This window comes from Methylobacterium sp. OAE515 (genome assembly GCF_041806315.1).
Lineage (GTDB): Bacteria > Pseudomonadota > Alphaproteobacteria > Rhizobiales > Beijerinckiaceae > Methylobacterium > Methylobacterium tardum.
This window is the reverse complement of sequence record NZ_JBGMUV010000001.1, coordinates 2,793,980-2,812,440: the sequence shown is the minus strand read 5'-3', so window position 1 is coordinate 2,812,440 and position 18,461 is coordinate 2,793,980. Positions and strand designations below refer to the sequence as shown.

The 18,461-nt window shown below is 67.9% G+C and carries 20 protein-coding genes and 1 tRNA gene; all 21 read left to right on the top strand.

Annotated elements, in window-relative coordinates; genetic code table 11:
- The first annotated feature begins 52 nt into the window (after positions 1 to 52).
- The 21 genes from ABIE45_RS13780 (at position 53) to ABIE45_RS13680 (ending at position 18,461) form a co-directional block, all read left to right on the top strand.
- Positions 53 to 128, top strand: a tRNA-Asn gene (locus ABIE45_RS13780).
- An 85-nt stretch (positions 129 to 213) separates the two neighbouring features.
- Positions 214 to 468: a hypothetical protein gene (locus tag ABIE45_RS13775; RefSeq protein WP_192707231.1), complete on the top strand. Its 255-nt coding sequence runs from the start codon at positions 214 to 216 to the stop codon at positions 466 to 468.
- Positions 469 to 540: 72 nt separating this feature from the next.
- A complete protein-coding gene (locus ABIE45_RS13770; RefSeq protein WP_192707230.1) occupies positions 541 to 1,416 on the top strand; it encodes a recombinase family protein in 876 nt (291 codons plus the stop codon).
- On the top strand, positions 1,413 to 1,637 hold the full coding sequence (locus ABIE45_RS13765; protein ID WP_192707229.1) for a hypothetical protein: 225 nt from the start codon (positions 1,413 to 1,415) through the stop codon (positions 1,635 to 1,637). Before ABIE45_RS13770 ends, ABIE45_RS13765 begins: the two co-directional genes overlap by 4 nt.
- Positions 1,634 to 1,822 (top strand): hypothetical protein, encoded by a 189-nt coding sequence (locus ABIE45_RS13760; RefSeq protein ID WP_192707228.1) that lies wholly within the window; start codon positions 1,634 to 1,636, stop codon positions 1,820 to 1,822. Before ABIE45_RS13765 ends, ABIE45_RS13760 begins: the two co-directional genes overlap by 4 nt.
- Positions 1,822 to 2,106, top strand: a complete 285-nt coding sequence (locus ABIE45_RS13755) for a hypothetical protein (protein ID WP_373622338.1) — start codon at positions 1,822 to 1,824, stop codon at positions 2,104 to 2,106. Before ABIE45_RS13760 ends, ABIE45_RS13755 begins: the two co-directional genes overlap by 1 nt.
- 22 nt (positions 2,107 to 2,128) lie before the next feature.
- The gene (locus ABIE45_RS13750; RefSeq protein WP_192707227.1) at positions 2,129 to 2,419 is read left to right on the top strand and encodes a DUF5681 domain-containing protein; all 291 of its coding nucleotides are present in this window, start codon (positions 2,129 to 2,131) and stop codon (positions 2,417 to 2,419) included.
- The gene (locus tag ABIE45_RS13745; RefSeq protein ID WP_192707226.1) at positions 2,409 to 3,713 is read left to right on the top strand and encodes a PBSX family phage terminase large subunit; all 1,305 of its coding nucleotides are present in this window, start codon (positions 2,409 to 2,411) and stop codon (positions 3,711 to 3,713) included. Before ABIE45_RS13750 ends, ABIE45_RS13745 begins: the two co-directional genes overlap by 11 nt.
- Positions 3,704 to 5,788, top strand: coding sequence for a portal protein (locus ABIE45_RS13740; RefSeq protein ID WP_210331532.1), 2,085 nt, complete (start codon positions 3,704 to 3,706; stop codon positions 5,786 to 5,788). The genes ABIE45_RS13745 and ABIE45_RS13740 overlap by 10 nt, the downstream gene beginning before the upstream one ends.
- Before the next feature lie 15 nt (positions 5,789 to 5,803).
- Positions 5,804 to 6,115, top strand: a complete 312-nt coding sequence (locus tag ABIE45_RS13735) for a hypothetical protein (RefSeq protein ID WP_192707224.1) — start codon at positions 5,804 to 5,806, stop codon at positions 6,113 to 6,115.
- Between the two features lie 60 nt (positions 6,116 to 6,175).
- On the top strand, positions 6,176 to 7,198 hold the full coding sequence (locus ABIE45_RS13730) for a hypothetical protein (RefSeq protein WP_192707223.1): 1,023 nt from the start codon (positions 6,176 to 6,178) through the stop codon (positions 7,196 to 7,198).
- Between the two features lie 328 nt (positions 7,199 to 7,526).
- A complete protein-coding gene (locus tag ABIE45_RS13725; RefSeq protein ID WP_192707222.1) occupies positions 7,527 to 8,870 on the top strand; it encodes a hypothetical protein in 1,344 nt (447 codons plus the stop codon).
- 405 nt (positions 8,871 to 9,275) lie between these two features.
- Entirely contained in the window at positions 9,276 to 10,373 is a 1,098-nt protein-coding gene (locus ABIE45_RS13720; protein ID WP_192707221.1) for a N4-gp56 family major capsid protein, read from the top strand.
- Positions 10,374 to 10,482: 109 nt separating this feature from the next.
- Positions 10,483 to 10,875: a hypothetical protein gene (locus tag ABIE45_RS13715; RefSeq protein WP_192707220.1), complete on the top strand. Its 393-nt coding sequence runs from the start codon at positions 10,483 to 10,485 to the stop codon at positions 10,873 to 10,875.
- 169 nt (positions 10,876 to 11,044) lie between these two features.
- Positions 11,045 to 12,865, top strand: a complete 1,821-nt coding sequence (locus tag ABIE45_RS13710; protein ID WP_192707219.1) for a hypothetical protein — start codon at positions 11,045 to 11,047, stop codon at positions 12,863 to 12,865.
- Between the two features lie 46 nt (positions 12,866 to 12,911).
- A complete protein-coding gene (locus ABIE45_RS13705; RefSeq protein WP_192707218.1) occupies positions 12,912 to 13,646 on the top strand; it encodes a hypothetical protein in 735 nt (244 codons plus the stop codon).
- Positions 13,643 to 15,139, top strand: coding sequence for a hypothetical protein (locus ABIE45_RS13700; RefSeq protein ID WP_192707217.1), 1,497 nt, complete (start codon positions 13,643 to 13,645; stop codon positions 15,137 to 15,139). Before ABIE45_RS13705 ends, ABIE45_RS13700 begins: the two co-directional genes overlap by 4 nt.
- Positions 15,136 to 15,447, top strand: coding sequence for a hypothetical protein (locus tag ABIE45_RS13695; protein WP_192707216.1), 312 nt, complete (start codon positions 15,136 to 15,138; stop codon positions 15,445 to 15,447). Before ABIE45_RS13700 ends, ABIE45_RS13695 begins: the two co-directional genes overlap by 4 nt.
- Complete coding sequence (locus tag ABIE45_RS13690) at positions 15,444 to 15,848, top strand: hypothetical protein (protein WP_192707215.1); 405 nt, start codon at positions 15,444 to 15,446, stop codon at positions 15,846 to 15,848. The genes ABIE45_RS13695 and ABIE45_RS13690 overlap by 4 nt, the downstream gene beginning before the upstream one ends.
- Before the next feature lie 3 nt (positions 15,849 to 15,851).
- Complete coding sequence (locus ABIE45_RS13685) at positions 15,852 to 17,372, top strand: hypothetical protein (protein ID WP_192707214.1); 1,521 nt, start codon at positions 15,852 to 15,854, stop codon at positions 17,370 to 17,372.
- 12 nt (positions 17,373 to 17,384) lie between these two features.
- On the top strand, positions 17,385 to 18,461 hold the full coding sequence (locus tag ABIE45_RS13680) for a hypothetical protein (RefSeq protein ID WP_192707213.1): 1,077 nt from the start codon (positions 17,385 to 17,387) through the stop codon (positions 18,459 to 18,461).

Sequence of the window (18,461 nt, the reverse complement as noted above, 5' to 3'; positions counted from 1 at the left end):
GCGAGACGCACGCCCGGGGCTGAGAAGCCGCCGGGCGTTTGCATGTCCGCGTTGGAATGTAGCTCAGTCGGTAGAGCGCCCCGCTGTTAACGGGGTTGTCGCAGGTTCGAGCCCTGCCGTTCCAGCCATCGCGCCCCATCTTCGAACCCGCTCAACAGCTTAGGCGTTGCTCCGGCAGACGCGGGCGGTGTTCCATGTCATGATCGGTCCCCGATGAGCGCCCACGCTATCGTCACCGCGATCGAGGAGGAGGCCCGCGCCTTCTGTCGCTCGCGCATGACCGGTCGGGCCGATCAGGATCTCGACGCCAAGGACGCGCACTGCAAGCGCATCGCCGCGCTGGTGCGGCAGCTTCGGCCCCAGCTCGGCACCGTCGAGAAGCGCACGTTCGGGCAGAACGGCACGAGCACGAAGGGCGTACCTTTCACGGTCGCCCGGCGGCGTCGGACGGCCCGGCCGGCGGCCTGATTTGTAGGCTGATGCGGAATTACCAAGACATTTCCGCAAGAACCGTCCCGACAGCGTAAATAGATCAATGGAATGAGTGACTTACCCGCGATTTCAGGGTCGCGGCGAACCGCTCGCGCCCGGGGCAGAATAAAAACCCAAGAGGCCGCGAAGGCGGTTCTGGCCACTCGGGCGGTCGCCTACCTCCGGGTTTCCACCGATGAGCAGGCCGCTCACGGTTTCGGGCTTGAGACACAGGAGCGAGCCCTTCGCGCCTTTGCCGAGAGCCAGACCTACGAGCTCGTCGCGGTGATCACCGATGCCGGCGTATCCGGGGCGACCCGGCCCGCCGACCGCGCCGGCTTCGGCGAGGTCCTGCAGCTCGCGGCCGACGGGAAGTTCTCGGTGCTCCTGGTCTACCGGTTCGACCGGCTGGCCCGCGAGATCCGGTACGCCGTGACCACGGTGGCCGATCTCGCCGAGACGCACGAGGTCGGGATCCGTTCCGTCACCGAGCCGATCGACACAGCGACGCCGATGGGGCGCACCGTGTTCGCGATCCTCGCCGGCATGGCGGAATCGGAGCGGTTCACGATCCGGGACCGGACCGCGGGCGGGAAGCTGGCCAAGGCCGGTCGCGGCGGCTTCGCAGGCGGGCGGGTCCCCTACGGATATGCCACGGACCGGGCCGGCGGTCTGGTCATCGTGCCGGAGCAGGCGGCGGTCGTCCGGCGCATCTTCCGGGAGCGAGGCCGCGGCAAGCGCCCGCGGGCGACCCTCCAGGCGATCGCCGAGAGTCTGAACCGCGACGGCATCCCCTCCCCGACCGGCCGCCGGTGGCGGCACGACACGGTCGGTTACGTCCTCGACAACCCGAAATACCGCGGGGCGGTCGAATACCTGTTCACCTGGACCGGCGCCGAGCAGCACGTGCTCCAGCCGGGCGCCCACGAGGCGATCATCTCTTGACCGCACGCCCCGATTTCACCGCGGCCGACGCCGAGCGGGCGCTTCGCCATGCGCAGCGCCTCCAGCGCGACCCGGCGGCCCAGGCCTACGGTGATAGCCTGCGCCGGCAGGGCCTGCTCTGCCAGCCGACGCCGCTCCCGGCCGAGAGCCCGTACGACGAAGCCCGGGCCGGCGAGTTCGAGGTGCGCCGCTCCATGGCGATGGGGAACGCCCGGCCATGATCAAGCGCCTTGTGCTGAAGTGGCTGTTCGGCACCCAGCCGGCGGCTCCCCCGTCGATCGTCCATCGCGGCGAGCGCGAGCTGTGCGCCGGTCCCGACCTTGGTGCGCCGGCTGGCTTGGTTCCGAAGCTGTCCTACGACGAGGCGCTCGCGTGCTTCGGCGTCCGACAGGGAGGCCGCCTCTGATGCTGCTGCGCATCGCCCCACTCTACCTCGCGACGTCGCTGCTCCTCTGGATGCTGGCGGTCGCGACTGGCCACGCCGAGACGCGCGGCTTCCTGGCCGGCGCCCTCGCCTGCCCGGCCGGTGTCGAGGGTCCGGACTGCACCCGCGAGACCGCGCTCGACGTGCTCACCCAGCCGGTGGCGCTGGTCACCGAGTGCCCGATGATCGGCACGCTGCTGGCCACGCATCTGAGCCTTCCTGCGGGCGGCACGCACAAGACGTTCTGCGAGCGGCGACGCTCCTGAGATCAGGCACGAAACAGGCCCCATGAGCCAGTTCCAGCCAGGCCAGTCCGGCAATCCCGGCGGCCGCCCCAAAGCTTCGGCCAAGGTCCGCGAGCTCGCCCGCGAATACACCGAGCAGGCCCTGCAGGTGCTCGTGCAGATCGCGACCGAGGGCGAGAGCGAGGCGGCGCGCGTCGCCGCAGCCAACGCCATCCTGGATCGCGCCTACGGCAAGCCGACCCAGCCCATCGACGGTGACGGTGAGGGCGGCGCGATCCCGACCGGCATGACGGTGACCTTCATCCGGCCCGGGCAGACGCCCGATGAAGGTTGAGTTTCCGGAGAAGCTCGCCTTCCTGTTCGAGCCGGCGCGCTACAAGGTTGCGTATGGTGGCCGCGGCGGGGCCAAATCCTGGGGGTTCGGCCGAGCGCTCCTGATCATGGGGGCTCAGCGCCCGCTCCGCGTCCTGTGCGCCCGCGAGTTTCAGAACAGCATCGCGGAATCCGCGCACGCGCTGTTCGCGCAGCAGATAGACCTCCTCGGCCTGTCCGGCTTTTACGCGGTCCAGGAGAAGCGGATCCTTGGCGCGAACGGCACCGAGTTCATCTTCAAAGGCCTCCGGCATAACGTCGCCTCGGTGAAGTCGACCGAGGGCGTCGACATCTGCTGGTGCGAAGAAGCCCGCACCATCTCGAAGACCAGCTGGGACGTGCTGGTGCCGACCATCCGCAAGGAAGGCTCGGAGATCTGGATCAGCTTCAACACGGAGCTGGAGGAGGACGAGACCTACCAGCGCTTCGTGAAGAAGCCGCCGACCGGCGCGCGCGTCGTGAAGATCGGGTGGGAGGACAATCCCTGGTTCCCGGAGGTCCTGCGGCAGGAGGCGCTCGACCTGAAGGCGCGTGACCCGGTCGCCTACGAGACGGTCTGGGGCGGCAACTGCAAGCAGGTCCTCGACGGCGCGATCTACACCCACGAGATCCTGGCCGCGACGCGCTCGGGTCGGTTCGGGAAGGTGCCGTTCGATCCGTCCAAGCCCGTGCACACGTTCTGGGATCTGGGCCGGGCGGACAAGACGAGCATCTGGTTCGCGCAGCTTGTCGGCTTCGAGTTCCGGCTGATCGACTTCTACGAGAACCGCGGGCACGCGCTCTCGCACTACCTCGACCTGCTGAAAGCCCGGACCGTCGAGCGCGGCTACGCCTACGGCGAGCACTGGCTCCCGCACGACGCGCAGAACGAACTCCTCGCCTCCGAGCGGACGATCGAGCAGCAGATGTGGGCGGCCGGGCACCATGTCCGGATCACGCCGAAGCTCACGATCGCGGCCGGCATCGACGCGGCCCGCCAGCTGTTCGGCCGGTGCTGGTTCGACGAGGAGCTGTGCGCGGACGGGATCCAGGCGCTGCGGAACTACCGCTACGACGTCGACCCGAACACGCAGGCCTTCTCGAAGAACCCGCTGCACGATTGGGCGAGCCACGCGGCCGACGCCTTCCGCTACTTCGCCGTCGCGATCGCCGAGCCCAGGCCAGACGACCCGCCGGTGAACACCCCGAACGATCGCTACGACCGGCGGCGCCGTCGCGAGCGCACCGAAACTCACGAAGGTACCGGATGGGCGTGACGGACACCGACGCGCCGGCCGAAGAGGCCGTGTCGCCGGAGGAGCAGGAGCACCTCGACCGCGAGGCGCTGATGCGCAAGCTGCGGGCGTGGTTCCGTGCAGACCGGGACGCCTCGTCGGAGTGGCGGAAGGAGGCCACGACCGACTTCGACTTCGTGGCCAGCCGCCAATGGGACGAGCGCGATCTCGCCGTCCTGAAGGAGCAGGGCCGGCCTCCGATCACGTTCAACCGCGTGCTGCCGGTGATCAAGGCGGTTGCCGGCTCCGAGGTCTCGACCCGGCAGGACATCCAGTACCTGCCGCGTGAGGTCGGCGACGCCGCGCTGAACGAGGTGCTCACGGAGGCCTCCCGCTACCTCGCGGACGAGGCCGACGCGGAGGACGAGGAATCGGACGCCTTCGTGGATGCCGTGATCTGCGGCATCGGCGTGATCGAGATGCGCCTGGACTACGAGACCAACCCGGACGGCGCCTACGTTGAGGACCGGGTCAACCCGCTGGAGATGTTCTGGGACCACACCGCGACCAAACGCGGGCTGTCCGACGCCCGCCGGGTGTTCCGGGCCAAGACGATGGATCGGGCCGAGGCCGAGGGCCTGTTCCAGGATGCCGACCCGGCCGACCTCGATGCGGCCTGGGCGGAGGACCGCGACGGCGCCGAGCCGCACCACCAGCTTCAGCCGGGCGAGCACCGGATGGATCGCCGTGAGGCGGCCGACGCCGGCACGGACCGCGTCACCATCGTCGAGGTGCAGTGGTGGGAGCGGAAGAAGGTCGCGGTCGTCATCGACCCGCAGACCGGCGAGCCGATGGACATGGATCCGGCCCAGGCAAAGGTGCTGGTCCAGCGCGCCGCCGCGATGGGCATGCCGCCCGTCCGCGTGTTCCACCAGATGAAGCGTGTCTACCGACGCGCGTTCCTCGGCGCGACCGTGCTGGAGGAGGGCCCGGCCCCGGCCGGCGACCGGTTCTCGTACGCCTTCCTCACGGGTGACCGGGATCAGAACAAGGGCTCGTGGTTCGGGATCGTGCGCCCGATGCGCGACCCGCAGCGCTTCGCCAACAAGTGGCTGAGCCAGACCATGGACATGCTCAACCGGCAGTCCAAGGGCGGCCACTTCGCCGAGACCTCGGCGGTGAAGGACGTCCGGCAGTTTGAGACCTCGGCCGCCAAGCCCGGCGCCACGACCTGGGTGAACCCGGGCGCGCTGCGCTCCGGCGCGATCAAGGAAAAGCCCCTGCCAGTCCTACCCGCCGGGCACTGGCAGATGATGGAGTTCGCCATCGGCTCCATCCGCGATTCCTCGGGCGTGAACCTGGAGCTGCTCGGCCAGCAGCAGAACGACCAGGCCGGGATCCTGGAGTACCACCGCAAGCAGGCGGCGATGAACATCCTCGCCACCGCGTTCAACGCGCTGCGGCGGGCTCGCAAGCACATCGGCCGGGTCCGGCTCTACTTCATCCAGCGCTACCTCTCGGACGGCCGCCTCGTGCGGATCACCGGGCCGGCCGGCCAGAAGGTTATCCCGCTCCTGCGCGACCAGACCGCGGGCGACTTCGATGTGATCATCGACGAGGCGCCCTCGTCGCCGAACCAGCAGCAGGTCGTGTGGCAGACCTTCGTGTCGGTGCTGCCGATCATCCGGGACATGATCACCCCGCAGGTGCTCCTCGAGGTGCTGCCCTACTCGCCGTTCCCGGACAGCTTCGTCGCCAAGATGCGCGAGCTGCTCGCCAGCCAGCAGAACGACCCGCAGGCGCAGCAGCAGAAGCAGATGGCGGTGCAGCAGGCGCTCACGGCGATCGAGGAGAAGGCGGCCGGCGCCGACCTGAAGCGCGCCCAGGCCGAGCACCAGCGCTCGCTTAGCACGTACGACAAGGTCGACACGGTCGGGCGCACCCTGGAGATCGCGCACGGACACCAGCAGGTGACGCAGGACGCCGCCCCCTCACCCGTGCAGCATCGGCACGCCGCTCCGGCCCCGACGCCGCTCCCCGTGGATCGGGCGCCCTTCGCGATGCTGCCGCCGCCCGCCGCCGGGCCCGAGCAGTACCCGGGCCAGCCCAGCTTCTAACCTGCGGTGCCGCCGATGAAGCTCGTCCAGCTCCGGATCTACTCCGGCGATCCCGACACGCCCGGCGAGGCGGTCTACGTCGCCCCGGACAACGTCGGCATGGTCGAGAACGGCATGGCCGAGCCGCCTGCCTCTCAGGTGTGGCTCAAGGTCGGCGTGCCGATGCTGCTGGTCGAGGGCTCGCCGCAGCGCGTCGCCGCGATGGTGGACGCGGCGTTGATGGGCCGGACCCACGACGACTTCCGCGACCGCGCGCACACCGCGCTGGGCGAGCGCATGGCCGACGGCCGCCCGCTTCGCCCGGGCGAGGCGATCCCCGTCCGCTGACCCCTTCCGCCCGCCGGCGGCGCACGTCGGCTTTCGTACCCTTCACGTCACGAGGACAGCATGTTCGACAACGATCTTGCCACCACCAGCGACAGCGCCGAGGGCTTCTCGCCCGAGGAGCAGGCCGCTATGGACGCCTACGAGCGCGGTGATGATGCGCCCTCCAGCGCCGCTGCGGCTCCGGCCGCCGGCGAAGGTGGGCCGGCTGGTGGTGATGTTGCCGCCCCCGCCGCTGCCGCCCCTGAGGCCGCCCCGGGCGAGGTCGTCGATCCCGAGACCGACGCGGCCACGCCCGACGAGAACAAGGGCAAGTTCGTCCGCCACGGCGCGTTCCACCAAGAGCGTGAGAAGCGCAAGGCTGCCGAGAAGGAGCTGACCGAGCTGCGCGAGCGCTTCGCTCGAGGCGACGAGCGCCTGCGCGTCATCACCGAGGCGATGCAGGCTCGCCCCGCCCCTGCCGCTACCCAGCCCGAGACCCCGGCCGCCCCGCCGAACCCGGACGAGGACATCTTCGGCTACGCCAAGCACCTCGAGAAGCAGATCGAGGAGCTGAAGAACGGCTTCACGCAGGAGACGACCCGCCAGCGCCAGGAGCGCGAGGTTGGCGAGGTGATCCGGGACTATCAGACCGATCTCAACCGCTTCGCCTCGTCCGAGCCGACCTTCGCCGACGCGTTCCGCTACGTCATGCAGAGCCGCTCCGCCGAGTATGCCGCTCTCGGCGTGCCCGAGGCGCAGATCCAGCAGGCGCTCCAGCAGGACGAGTTCCAGGTGGCGCTCCAGGCCCGGCAGGCCGGCGTCTCCCCGGCCGAGCGCATCTTTCAGATCGCGAAGGCCCGCGGGTTCGCCCCGAAGGCTGCGGAGCCGGCGCCCGCCCCCGCACCCGCCGAGACCCCGGCGCAGAAGGTCGAGCGTGTCGCCGCAGGCCAAGCCGGCCCGGGCAAGTCGCTCTCGGCCGCTGGTGGCGCGCCGGCCGGCGAGGTCACCTTCGAGATGCTGGCCGCGATGAGCGAGAAGGACTTCGAGGCCTTCGCCATGAAGAACCCGGACAAGCTCGCCCGCCTGATGGGCGCGGAGGCTTAAAGAAAGCCAATTCGCTTGAAATGTGGCGCTCGCTAGCTGTCAGTGATGAGTGCCTTTCGATCGTGTTATATTGATCAAACCGATTAGTATCGATAGTTGTCGTTCTCATTGTTTAACTGATATGTTAGATTAATTGCGTAATTAATTGTAAAAGCGCACAGTGAGCTATGCAACGTAAACGTGATATCCTTATTTAATCATAGAATTTATGATCTAATCTGTCATTAATAAAATGCGAATGCGTCCTGGCGCTGCTGCAAGACATGCGCGCTTAACCTAGAGTTAAACTTGTATGTGGCAGGGTTCCCTTAGCATCCGAGACCCTTCCATGCCAGAAGAGAAAAACGTTTGGGCGTCCGCGCTGAGAAACCACGTACGTGGCAATCCGATTGCCATTTTACGATTGACTAAAGAGGAATGGAAAGCCCTTGAGACGTCGCGAAGGGGAACTGAAGAATTTACGATCGCAGTTCCCCATACTGATTTGACTCGACTAAGAAGCCCGACGATGTGTTTGATCGTTGCGGATAGTGACGACAGCCCTTCGATGCTGGTTGGTGTGATCGGCCGACCGAGTGCTGTAACTACGCTTCAGTCCCGCATTAAGCTCAAGAGAGTATTTCGGCTCGCGCCTTCGTCTCCAGCCGAACTTATAAGATTGCTGGATTCGCCCAGCCAAGTTAAAATTTTGGGGGAAAAATTTACCGAGCCTGATCAGGTTATTGTGTTAGGTGCGCAATTAAGTCGCGACATTGTGGACAAGTTAGTTGCGCTCGAGTCTAACAAGGTTGGCCTCCGCGCAATTTCTGCCTCGTTGAGCGCTCCACGATACGTAAAGAGTAACGCCGCTCTTCAAGAGCAAGGTTTACGCACTGCTCTTCGCGCATTTGGTATCGCAATCGATGCGCCGGCAAATACTGTCGAATTGTTGAGCGAGGACGAAACGGCGATATCTCGGGTAGATACCACAGCGGACGCAGCAGAGATCGATTTTGGTGATGCAGTTCCTCGTCGTGCCGTGGTCCACGCTATCGAGGATGGCTTCATCGAGCACGATGCGCGAAGCGTTCACGGCATGGATCTCATAGATAGCGACGCGACTGGGCGCGCAGTTTACACTTATCGAGGGGAGCGCCTCGAAGTAATTACGGCTAACAGAAGGCCGCTTGAGGAGGCTCTCGGAGTTGATCTTATATATGTAAATACAATCCAGAAAAACGTGGTTATGGTTCAATACAAGATGCTAGACAATGCCGGAAGCAGATGGATATACAGACCGGACCGGCAGCTCCAGATTGAAATCCAAAGAATGGAGCGTTTTTCGGCCAGCGTACAAAGGACAAATGATCAATATCGAATGCATCCTGGCATTTTCTACATGAAATTCGTCAAACGGAATGCGGCAATAAGGCAGGGAGGAATCCTTTTGCCGCTTGATCATTATCAAGCATTCATCAGCTCAGCTCGTGCACGTGGACCGAATGGCGGATTGAGGATTGATTATGAATCATTGAGCGGCTGCTATATGCGCGAACAGCCATTTGTGGATCTTGTTCGCGCAGGATATATTGGATCTTACCCGGAACACACGGCAGATTTGAAGGTTATCATTGATGCTATTTTAGCTGACGGTAAGGCTGTGGTTGCTGCGATCCAATCCGCAGCAGAATGAATACTCAGCGCTGTGGTCTTTTGTCAGCATAACCTGTTTGTTCGGTTTTTATCCACAATCGGCAGTGTTCGGTATGAAACGCTTGACCCGACGGGTGAAACACCGGATATCGCCAGGGTCGCGTGACGTGCGGGCCTGAGGCCCCGTCCCGCATCCCACCAGTTTCCGACCGGCCCGCGCGCCGCACCCTGCTGATCCCAGCGGGGCGCTTTCGCATGTCCGCTCGTCCGATTGGCCCCCGTCACAGGGCTCGCCTGGCCGCGTCACAGCCTCCGTCCGCGCCACGTACGGCGCCCGTCCGATCACCGTCCCCAACGGTCACCTGGGGCCCGGCTTCCGTCCGCGCGGCGACGAACAGCCCGCACGCACCCCTCCCCCACGGAATCCAGCCTTCAGAGGCACTCCATGTTCACGAACTTCGGCATCGGCGATCCGATGGCCCAGAAGCTGTGGAGCAAGAAGCTCGCAGTGGAGGCCAACAAGTCCATCGACATCGACCCGCTGGTCGGCCCCTCCGATGGCTCCATCATCCAGGAGAAGACCGAGACCAAGAAGGGCAACGGCGACCAGGTCACCTTCGGCCTGCGCATGCAGCTCAAGGGCGACGGCTTCACCTCCGACGACGTCGCCGAAGGCAACGGCGAGCAACTCGGTACCAACTCGGACAAGGTGACAATCGACGAGCTCGGCCACGTGGTCGGCGTGAAGTCGGACAACACCATCGACGCGCAGCGCGTGCCGTTCAACATGCGCGAGCAGGCCCGCTCCGGCATCGCCGACTGGTTCCAGACCCGCCGCGCGAAGATCTTCTTCGCCCACGTCTGCGGGTACACCCCGGTGAACGCGCTGCCGGGCAAGAACGCCCGGAAGTACAACGGCAACAACCTCGTCACTGCCCCGTCCGCCGGTCGCATCCTGCGCCCGAACGGCCGCGCCAACGACGCGGCCCTCGTCGCCGGTGACATCTTCACCCTCAGCCTGATCGACCAGGCGGTGGAGCTGGCAAAGACCGGTGGCGCCGCGGGCAAGGTCATGATCCGCCCCGTCGTGGTCGACGGCCAGAAGGTCTACGTGATGTACCTGCACTCCACGCAGGTCACCTCGCTCCGGACCAACACGGGTGCCGGCCAGTGGCTGGACATCCAGAAGGCCGCGATGGCCGGCATGCAGTCGAGCAAGAGCCCGATCTTCTCGGGTGCGCTCGGCATGTACAACGGCGTCGTGCTCCGCGAGGCGCAGGACGTCACGCAGGGCGTCTCGGTCGACGGCAACTCGGCCGTGGCCAACACCCGCCGCGCCGTCCTCCTCGGCGCCCAGGCCGCGACCGTGGCCTACGGCAAGGCCGGCGGCGATGAGCGGTACCGCTGGAACGAGGAGCTCTACGATCACAAGCGGAACCTCGAGGTCTCCGCCTGGGCGATCTGGGGCCTGAAGAAGACGACCTTCAACGGCGACGACTTCGGGGTGATCACCGTCCCGACCTACGCCGCGCCGGCCGCCTGATCCGCCTCGACTGATCCAGCCTGACGGCTGACCCGGGCCGGGGCCTCGTGCTCCGGCTCGCCCTCGTCTTCCCCGCCCTTCCCCCGATCCGTCTGAACAGGAGGTCCTCGTGGCCACCAACGTCCCCCCTGTGTCTCCGTCGGTTCGCGAGTATCGCGAGCAGGAGTCGCACTACATCCGCGTGACCGTCACCTTCGCCAACGGCGCCTTCGTCATGCCGGCCTCGCTGCCGGCCGGCGCCCTGATCACCTCCACCCTGGTGCTCGTCGAGACCGCGTTCTCGGCCGGTGCGTCGCTGACCCTCGGCTCGGCCGCGGGCGGCAACGATCTCGCCGCCGCCGCCGATACCGCCGTCACTGCGGCCGGCGTGAAGCGCCCCGACACCGCGACCCTGAAGGGTCGGCTTGCCGCCGACACCACGGTCTACGGCACGATTGCGGGTGCTCCGGCTGCGGGCGTCGCCACCATCGTGATGCATTACGTCCCGAACAACGACGGCTGATGCACGTCGCGCTCTGGGTGCTGCACGCGGGCGCTCACGCGCTCGCCGAGGCGCCCGCCCCGGCCCCGGCCCTCGCGCCGGAGCCGGCTCCTCTTCCGCCAGCTGTCCGCCAGCCCGACCCCGCGCCCGCCGCGCCTCGGAAGCCTGCGCGTCGACCGAAGGGCCGCCGATGATCCTGCACCGGCTCGGGCGCCTCCTCGGCGCCGCGCTCCTGCTCGCGCCGTCGCTGGCGCTGGGACAGACCGCACTCCAGCAGCCGAACGTCGCGCCGAGCCCGGGCGTGACTGTCGATCCGCTGCCCGTGGCGTTCGCGAAGCTCTACCAGAACGACCTCTTCCTCCAGAACCTGGTCGCGAGCCGCTTCACCGCGCTTGGCGGCGCCGCGCTGCTGAACGTCGGCACGATCACCGGCACGGTCGCGGATGGCGGTTCGCTCACTGCGGAGATCGCCCGCGCCAAGGCCGCGGAAGGTGCCAACGCCGGCGCCATCGCGACCCTGGCGCAGATCAACTCGCCAGCCTTCACAGGCGTCCCGACGGCACCGACCGCGGCTCCCGGCACGAACAGCACCCAGATCGCCAACATGGCGGCCGTGACCGCCGCAGTCGCGACGGGCGGCCAGAGCAGCGTCCTCTTCACGTCGCAGACCCTGACGGGCGCGCAGCAGTCCCAGGCGCGCGGGAACATCGGTGCGGCGGCGTCCGGCGCCAACTCGGACATCACCAGCCTGAATGCGCCGGCCCTCGGCGCCGCGACCGCTGCCACGGCCCCGGTGGGCGCAGCCACGTCGCAGGTCGCCAACACCGCCTTCACCGCAGCGGCGGTCGCCACGGAGACGACCCGCGCGACGACCGCGGAGGGCACCAAGGCGGCCAAGGGCGCGAACGCGGACATCACCTCGCTCGCGAACCTCTCCGGGATCCTCGACGCCGGTATCAGCTCGTCGCGCGCGACCATCGCGGTGCGCGGCGCCTCGACCTGGGGCGGTCTCACGCCCTCGACGTCGGGCTGCACGTTCCAGTTCAACGGCTCGGACACCGTGTGCGCCGCTGCCTCTCCCGGCACCGGGGCGGTCCGGTACGACGCCGCCCAGGGGCTCACGTCGGGCCAGCAGGCCCAGGCGCGCGGCAACATCGCGGGCGCGGCGTCGGGGGCAAATTCCGACGTCACGAGCCTGTCGGGGCTCACCACCCCGCTCAGCGTCGCGCAGGGTGGTACGGGCGGCTCCTCGGCCTCGGCGGCGCGCTCTGGGCTCGGCCTCAACGCGATGGGGGCCATCGCCTTCCGCAACCGGCTGATCAACGGCAATCTCGCGATCAACCAGCGCGGCGCGGCCTCCGCCTCGACGGCCTACGCTGCCGGCGCATACGTCATGGACCGCTGGAAGGCCGGTTCTGGTGGCGTCACGCTGTCGTTCGCGGCTGCGGCCAATGGCGATGTGACGGCCACGATCACGGCTGGCACCCTCGTCCAGGTCATCGAAGGATCGCTGTATCTGCCGGAAGGCGGGGCCTACGTCCTATCCTGGACCGGAACCGCGACTGCCCGCATAGCCCAAGGTGCCGGGGTTACGAGCTATGGGCCCTCACCGGTCTCGACCTCCAGCCTGACCGCAGGCACGAACGCCACGGTTGAGTTCGCGACCGGCACGTTCACCCTCGCGCAGTTCGAGCCCGGTAGCGTTCCGACCCTTTTCGAGCGCCGCGACGACGAGATCCGGCGCGCCCAGCGTTACTTCGAGACCGGGACTCTCGCCGCGCTCGGCTACGCGAGTGGCGCCGGTGGCCCGGTGGGTCAGTACATCGTGTTCCACGTGCCCAAGCGTGCGACGGGAGCGACGGTCACTTCCGGTACCGCATCCATCTCGGCGAACGCCGCCAGCGGGACCATCGACAACGTCACGATCGATGGCTTCCGCTACTTCGCGGGCGCCACCGCGGCGGGCTCGGTGGCGGTGGTCGCCCCCTACAGTGCGGCGAGCGAGCTGTGATCTCGCCCCTGCCCCGCCCATCCCTGATCTGAGCGCGGAGAGCACCATGTCCTCCGGACTGTTCCCCGATTCCACCGCGCAGGTGAAGTCGGCCTTCGCCGCGACGGTCGACAACCCGCTGATCATGGCGGACGGCACCTCGACGGACGACGGTTCGCCGACGCTGCTGCGCATGGTGAACCAGATCGTCGACGAGCTCGACCGGCCCGACTTGGAAGGCCCGGTCCGCAACGCGATCCGGCACGCGATCGGGTTCTGGCAGCGGGAGCGGTTCGCGTTCAACGATGGGATCCTGGAGTTCCAGACCGTGCCGGGGAAGGCCGGCTACGGCGGCGCCGATCTCGCCGGGCAGAACGTCATGCTGGCGATCGACAGCGCCGTGCTGCTCGACGACGACGGCAACTCGTGGGTGCTGCGGAACGTGCCGATCGCCGACCTGGAGGCAGTCAGCGATCAAACCCAACCCGGCTTGCCCACATTCTACGCGAAGTTCTCGGAGGGCTACCGGCTCTTCCCGGTGCCGGATCAGGTCTACACGGTTCGCTTCACCGGCCACGTCCGGCTCGGTGCGCCGGCGACCGACGCGGATACCAACGCCTGGGTCGATGAGGCGTACGACCTGATCGCCGCGTACGCGAAGCGCTACCTCGCCCTGCACCGCCTGAAGGACGCCAGCCTGAAGCAGGCGATGGACACGGCGGTGCAGGAGGCCTCGACCTCGCTGAAGGGGCTCGCCACGACGATGGCCAGCACCGGCGTCGTGCAGAGCTACGACCTGTGAAGATTCCCTTCGGCGCCTGGGCGCCCGACGTCGCCTCGAACGATGCGACGGTCTCGGCGGTCGCGCGCAACGTGTTCCCGCGCCCCGACGGCTACGGCCCCGTACCTTCGCCGAACCCGGTGACACAGCCTCTGCCGGAGGCCTGCCGCGGGTCGACCTCGGTGCAGGCCCCGAACGGCGCCTGGGTAGTCTACGCGGGGACGGCGACGAAACTCTACCGGCTGAACGCGGAGACGAACGTCTGGGACGACGTCTCGGGCCCGTCCTCCTACCTGCTGCCGGAAGGCGATTACTGGTCCTTCGCGCTCTACGGCACCCGCCTGTTCGCCGTGCATCTCGGCGCCGTGCCGCAGGTGATCGACATCGTCACCGGGACCGCGTTCGCGGACCTCACTGCGGCCGACCCGGCCAACCCGCCGCCGAAGGCTCGCTTTGCCGCGGTGATGGGTGAGTTCCTCGTGCTCGGTGCCCTGATCTCCGACCCGACCGAGATCCAGTGGTCGGGGCTGGGCGACCCGACCTTCTGGACGCCGGGCGTGCAGGACTCGGACGTGCAGATCTTCCCCGACGGCGGCCACGTCACGGGCCTCGTCGGCACGGACAACAGCCTGATCGTGTTCCAGGATCGCGCCATCCAGCAGATGGTGTTCTCCCCGGGCAGCGCGGTCATCTTTCAGCGCTCGAAGCTCGAGGACGACCGCGGCGCGGTGGCGCCCTGGGCCGTGCAGAAGATCGGCCCGACCATTTTCTTCCTCGACCGGGACGGCGCCTACGCGTTCGCGGCCGGCACCACGGTCCCGATCGGCAAGAACCGGGTGAACGGCTGGATCCAGAGCCTGCGGGATCCGACCTACGCGCACACCGCCGTCGCGGTCGGCGATCCGACGGGAAGCCGCGTGCTGTTCGCGATGAAGAGCACCCGGGTGTCGGATCCGACGCTCCTCGACCTCGTGCTGGTCTACGACTCCGTGCAGGACCGCTGGACGCAGCTCGACCTCGCGCTGCGCTACTTCCTGCGCGCTGAGACGGCGCCGGTGAGCATCGACTCCATCGACGAGGATATCGACGCCGGAAAGGCGCCCTACGACTTCGCCGACGGGCTCTCGCTGGATTCCGCCTTGTTCTCGGGCGGCAATCCTCTGATCGGGGTGTGGGGCACGGACAACCGGCTCGCGCTCCTCGAGGGGCCGAGCATGGCGGCCACGATCTGCACGCCGGACGCACAGCTGTCGCGCCCGAACCGGACCTACGCGCGCGGCGTGCGGGTCGATGCCGACGCAGATGCCTGGACGGCGCAGGTCGGCACCCGCGAGAACCTCGGCGTGTCGACGCCGGTTCGGTGGCGGCAGCCGAGTGGCCCGAACCGCGAGCGCTTCGCCCCCTGCCACGCCTCGGGTCGATATCATCGCGTGCAGGTCGTCATCCCGGCCGGCGATCCCTGGACCTACGCCACGGGCGTCGAGCCCGACGCGGCACCGGAGGGCCGGGCATGAATATCCCGCCCCGGGGCAACGCCCTCAGCCAGGAGAACCTCGACCGGCACGGCGACGCGATCCGCGACCTCGCCACCGGTGGGACGAACGCTGGCGGCACGGTGACGCTCGCAGCGGGCGCCACAAGCACCCTCGTCTCGAACAAGCTCTGCACGGCCGACACGATGGTGATGTTGTCGGCCCGCAGCGCCTCTGCGGCCGCCGCCCCGGTCTTCGTTCAGTCGACCACGAACGGGGGCTTCACCCTCGGCCACGACGCCTCGGCCGCGACCGACCGCACCTTCCACTACGAGCTCCGACGCCGGTGATCCTCACACCCGTGCCTATCGACCAGGTCGATGCGATCTGGCCGGTGGCGGAGCCGTGGCTCGCGCGCGTCTGTGCGCGACGGGAATCCGATCTGACGCTCGACGGCCTGCGCGCGCTCTGCCGGGCCGGCCAGGGCCAGCTCGTCCTCATCGGGCCCGCCGACGGGCCGCCCGTGGCGGCGGGCGTGACCCAGGTCCGCCAGCACGCCGACCGGACCCGGTCGTGTTGGGTGCTCGCCGTCGGCGGGGCCGGCGCTCGGGCGTGGCGGGACACGCTCGCCTTGATCGAGGCCGGTGCGCGCCGCCTCGGCTGCGCCTCCGTCGAGTTCGCCGGCCGTGCCGGCTGGGCCGGACTGCTGCCGGACTACGCCGCGTACACTCATTTCTCGAAGAGGCTCTGACCGATGGGCGGATCCACCCAGACCTCCACGTCACAGCAGCACTCGGAGACCCAGCCGTGGGCGCCCGCGATTCCAGGCCTTCAGCAGGTCCTCGGCGACGCGACGACGCTCTATAACAGTGGCGCCGGCACCGGGATCTACTCCGGGCCGCGCGTGGCGCAGCTGGGCGACGACACGCTCGGCGGGCTCCAGTCGATCCGCGACCAGTTCTCCTCTGACAACGCCGCGCCGCAGGGCATCTCGTTCGCGCAGAGCCTGCTCGGGTCGCGCGGGATGAGCCCGACGACCCAGCAGGGTCTCGGCATGCTGGCCGATGTGTCGGGCGTCACGCCGCAGAGCGTGCTCGGGCAGTCGGGGCTCGACAAGAACGGCCTCTCGGCCGGCTCGGTCGGCGCGCTGAGCCAACTCGGGAACGTGCCGGGCGTCGACCTCTCGCGGCTGGGCTCGCTCGCCGACAGCCTCGGCTCGGCCTCGAACCCGGTCAACCAGACCGCCACGAGCTTCATGAACGGCTCGCGGGATCTCACGACCATCCCGCAGCTGCAGGACCTCTACGCCAAGTCCCAGGCGCCCTCATCGGCAGAGATGAACCTATCCGGGGTGGCGCGCGGCGACTTCCTCGACCCGACGAAGAACGCGATCTTCCAGAACCTGGTGAAGACCTCGTCCGACAACGCGCTCCAGGCGCAGAAGGAGGCCTTCGCGGCCTCCGGTCGGTACGGGACCGGCGCGTTCGCGGGCGCAGCCACCAAGGCGGTCAACGATACCCAATCCCAGCTCTACGCCGGCCAGTACAATCAGGAGCGCGCCAACCAGGTCTCGGCCAACTCGCAGATCGACTCCGCGCGGCAGGCCGCTTCGCAGCTCGGCTCCGGCATCCTCGGCCAGATCGGCAGCGTCGAGGGCACGAACAACCAGCAGCGGCTCTCGGGCGCGGGTTTGGCGCAGTCCCAGACCGCCCAGCAGGCCGGCGTCCTCGGGCAGATGCTCTCGGGCGGCGAGTTCAATTCCAGCCTCGGCATGCAGCAGGCCCAGAGCGCCCTCGGCGCCTATGCGCAGGGCACGCAGAACCGCCTCGGTGTCCTCACGACCGATGTCGGCAACGACCTCAACAGCCAGCAGTTCAACTCGAACCTCGACGTCACGAAGGCGAACGGCTTCATCAACGCCGGTCAGACCGGGCAGGCGCAGGCGCTTCAGGCGGCCACCGCTCTGCCGGCGCTTGACGCGGCCCGCTACGCCCCCGCTCAGCAACTGATCGGCGTCGGCTCGCTGCTCCAGGGCCAGGATCAGGCCAACATCGGCGCGTCGCAGCAGCTCTTCGACGAGACCAACAACATGCCGTGGCAGAACCTGGACCGCTACGCCGGCCTCATGGGCGGCATGGCGGGTCTTGGCGGCACGACCGACAGCTACGGCAAGCAGACGACGAAGACGCAGCAGTCGCTCGGCTCGTCGCTGCTCGGCGGCGCGCTCGGCATCGGTGGCTTGGTGTCCAAGCTGGCCGGCTCCGGCCTGTTCTAGCGGGAGCACGCCATGGCGTTCGGCTTCAGCATCCCTCCGATGGGATCGCAGGACGATGCATTCGGGCTCACCCCCGACATGCTGGCGTCGATCCGGCAGATGGCGTCCGGGGCTCAGCCCGGTAGCGGTGCTGCCGCTCAGCAGCCCGTGTCTGCCCCGCTCGGGTTGGCCGCCCCGGCTCCCCAGGCTCCCGCGGCTGGTGGTGGTGGTGCTGCGGATGTACCGGCCTCGGGCGCTTCCGTGTCCCTGCCGATGATCTCGGTGGATGCGCCGCGGCAGCAGGCCGGGGCCGGTTCTGCTCAAGCGAGCGCACCTGCTCCGGCGGGTGCCGGTCCGATGACGGACCAGCAGGCGCTCATCGCCTCCGCACAACGCCTCGGCCTTTCGCCGGTCGAATGGGGCGGCATCATCCACTACGAGTCGGGCGGCGACCCGTCGCGATGGGGCGGTACGGGCGGGCGCCATGTCGGCCTGATCCAGTTCGGGCCGAGCGAGCAGAAGCAGTTCGGCGTCACCGGCCGGGAAAGCTTTCAGGAGCAGCTCCTGAAGGCCGAGCAGTTCATGACCGCTCGCGGCTACACGCCGGGCATGGGCGTGATGAACGCCTATTCGACCATCAACGCGGGCTCGCCCGGGCGCTTCAACGCATCAGACGCCGGCAACGGTGGCATGCCGGGCACGGTCGCCGATAAGGTCAACACGCAGTTCGCCCCGCACTATGCCTGGGCGAACAAGTTCCTCGGCGGCGGTATGCAGCTGCCCGCCTCGGCCGGTGGGTCGAGCGCGCCGGCCGCGTTCGGTCTCTCCGGTGTGACCCAGGCGCGTGGAACAGGCACGCTCCTGCCGGGTGGTGGTGGCACAATGGGACTGCCGTCAGCAGGCGGATCGAGCGACGGCGGCGCGCCCGCAGGTTCGGTCGCTGCGAACGGTACCATCAGCACCACCGATGGTGCTGGCCAGGGCGCAGACGGCGGCAAGGGCGGCCAGAAGCAAGGCGGCTCCTCCCCGATGCAGTTCCGTCCCGTGAAGCCACGCCCGTTCGGCTTCTTCCATCCGATGCAGTTCGCCGGCCAGACCAAGGGGCAGTAG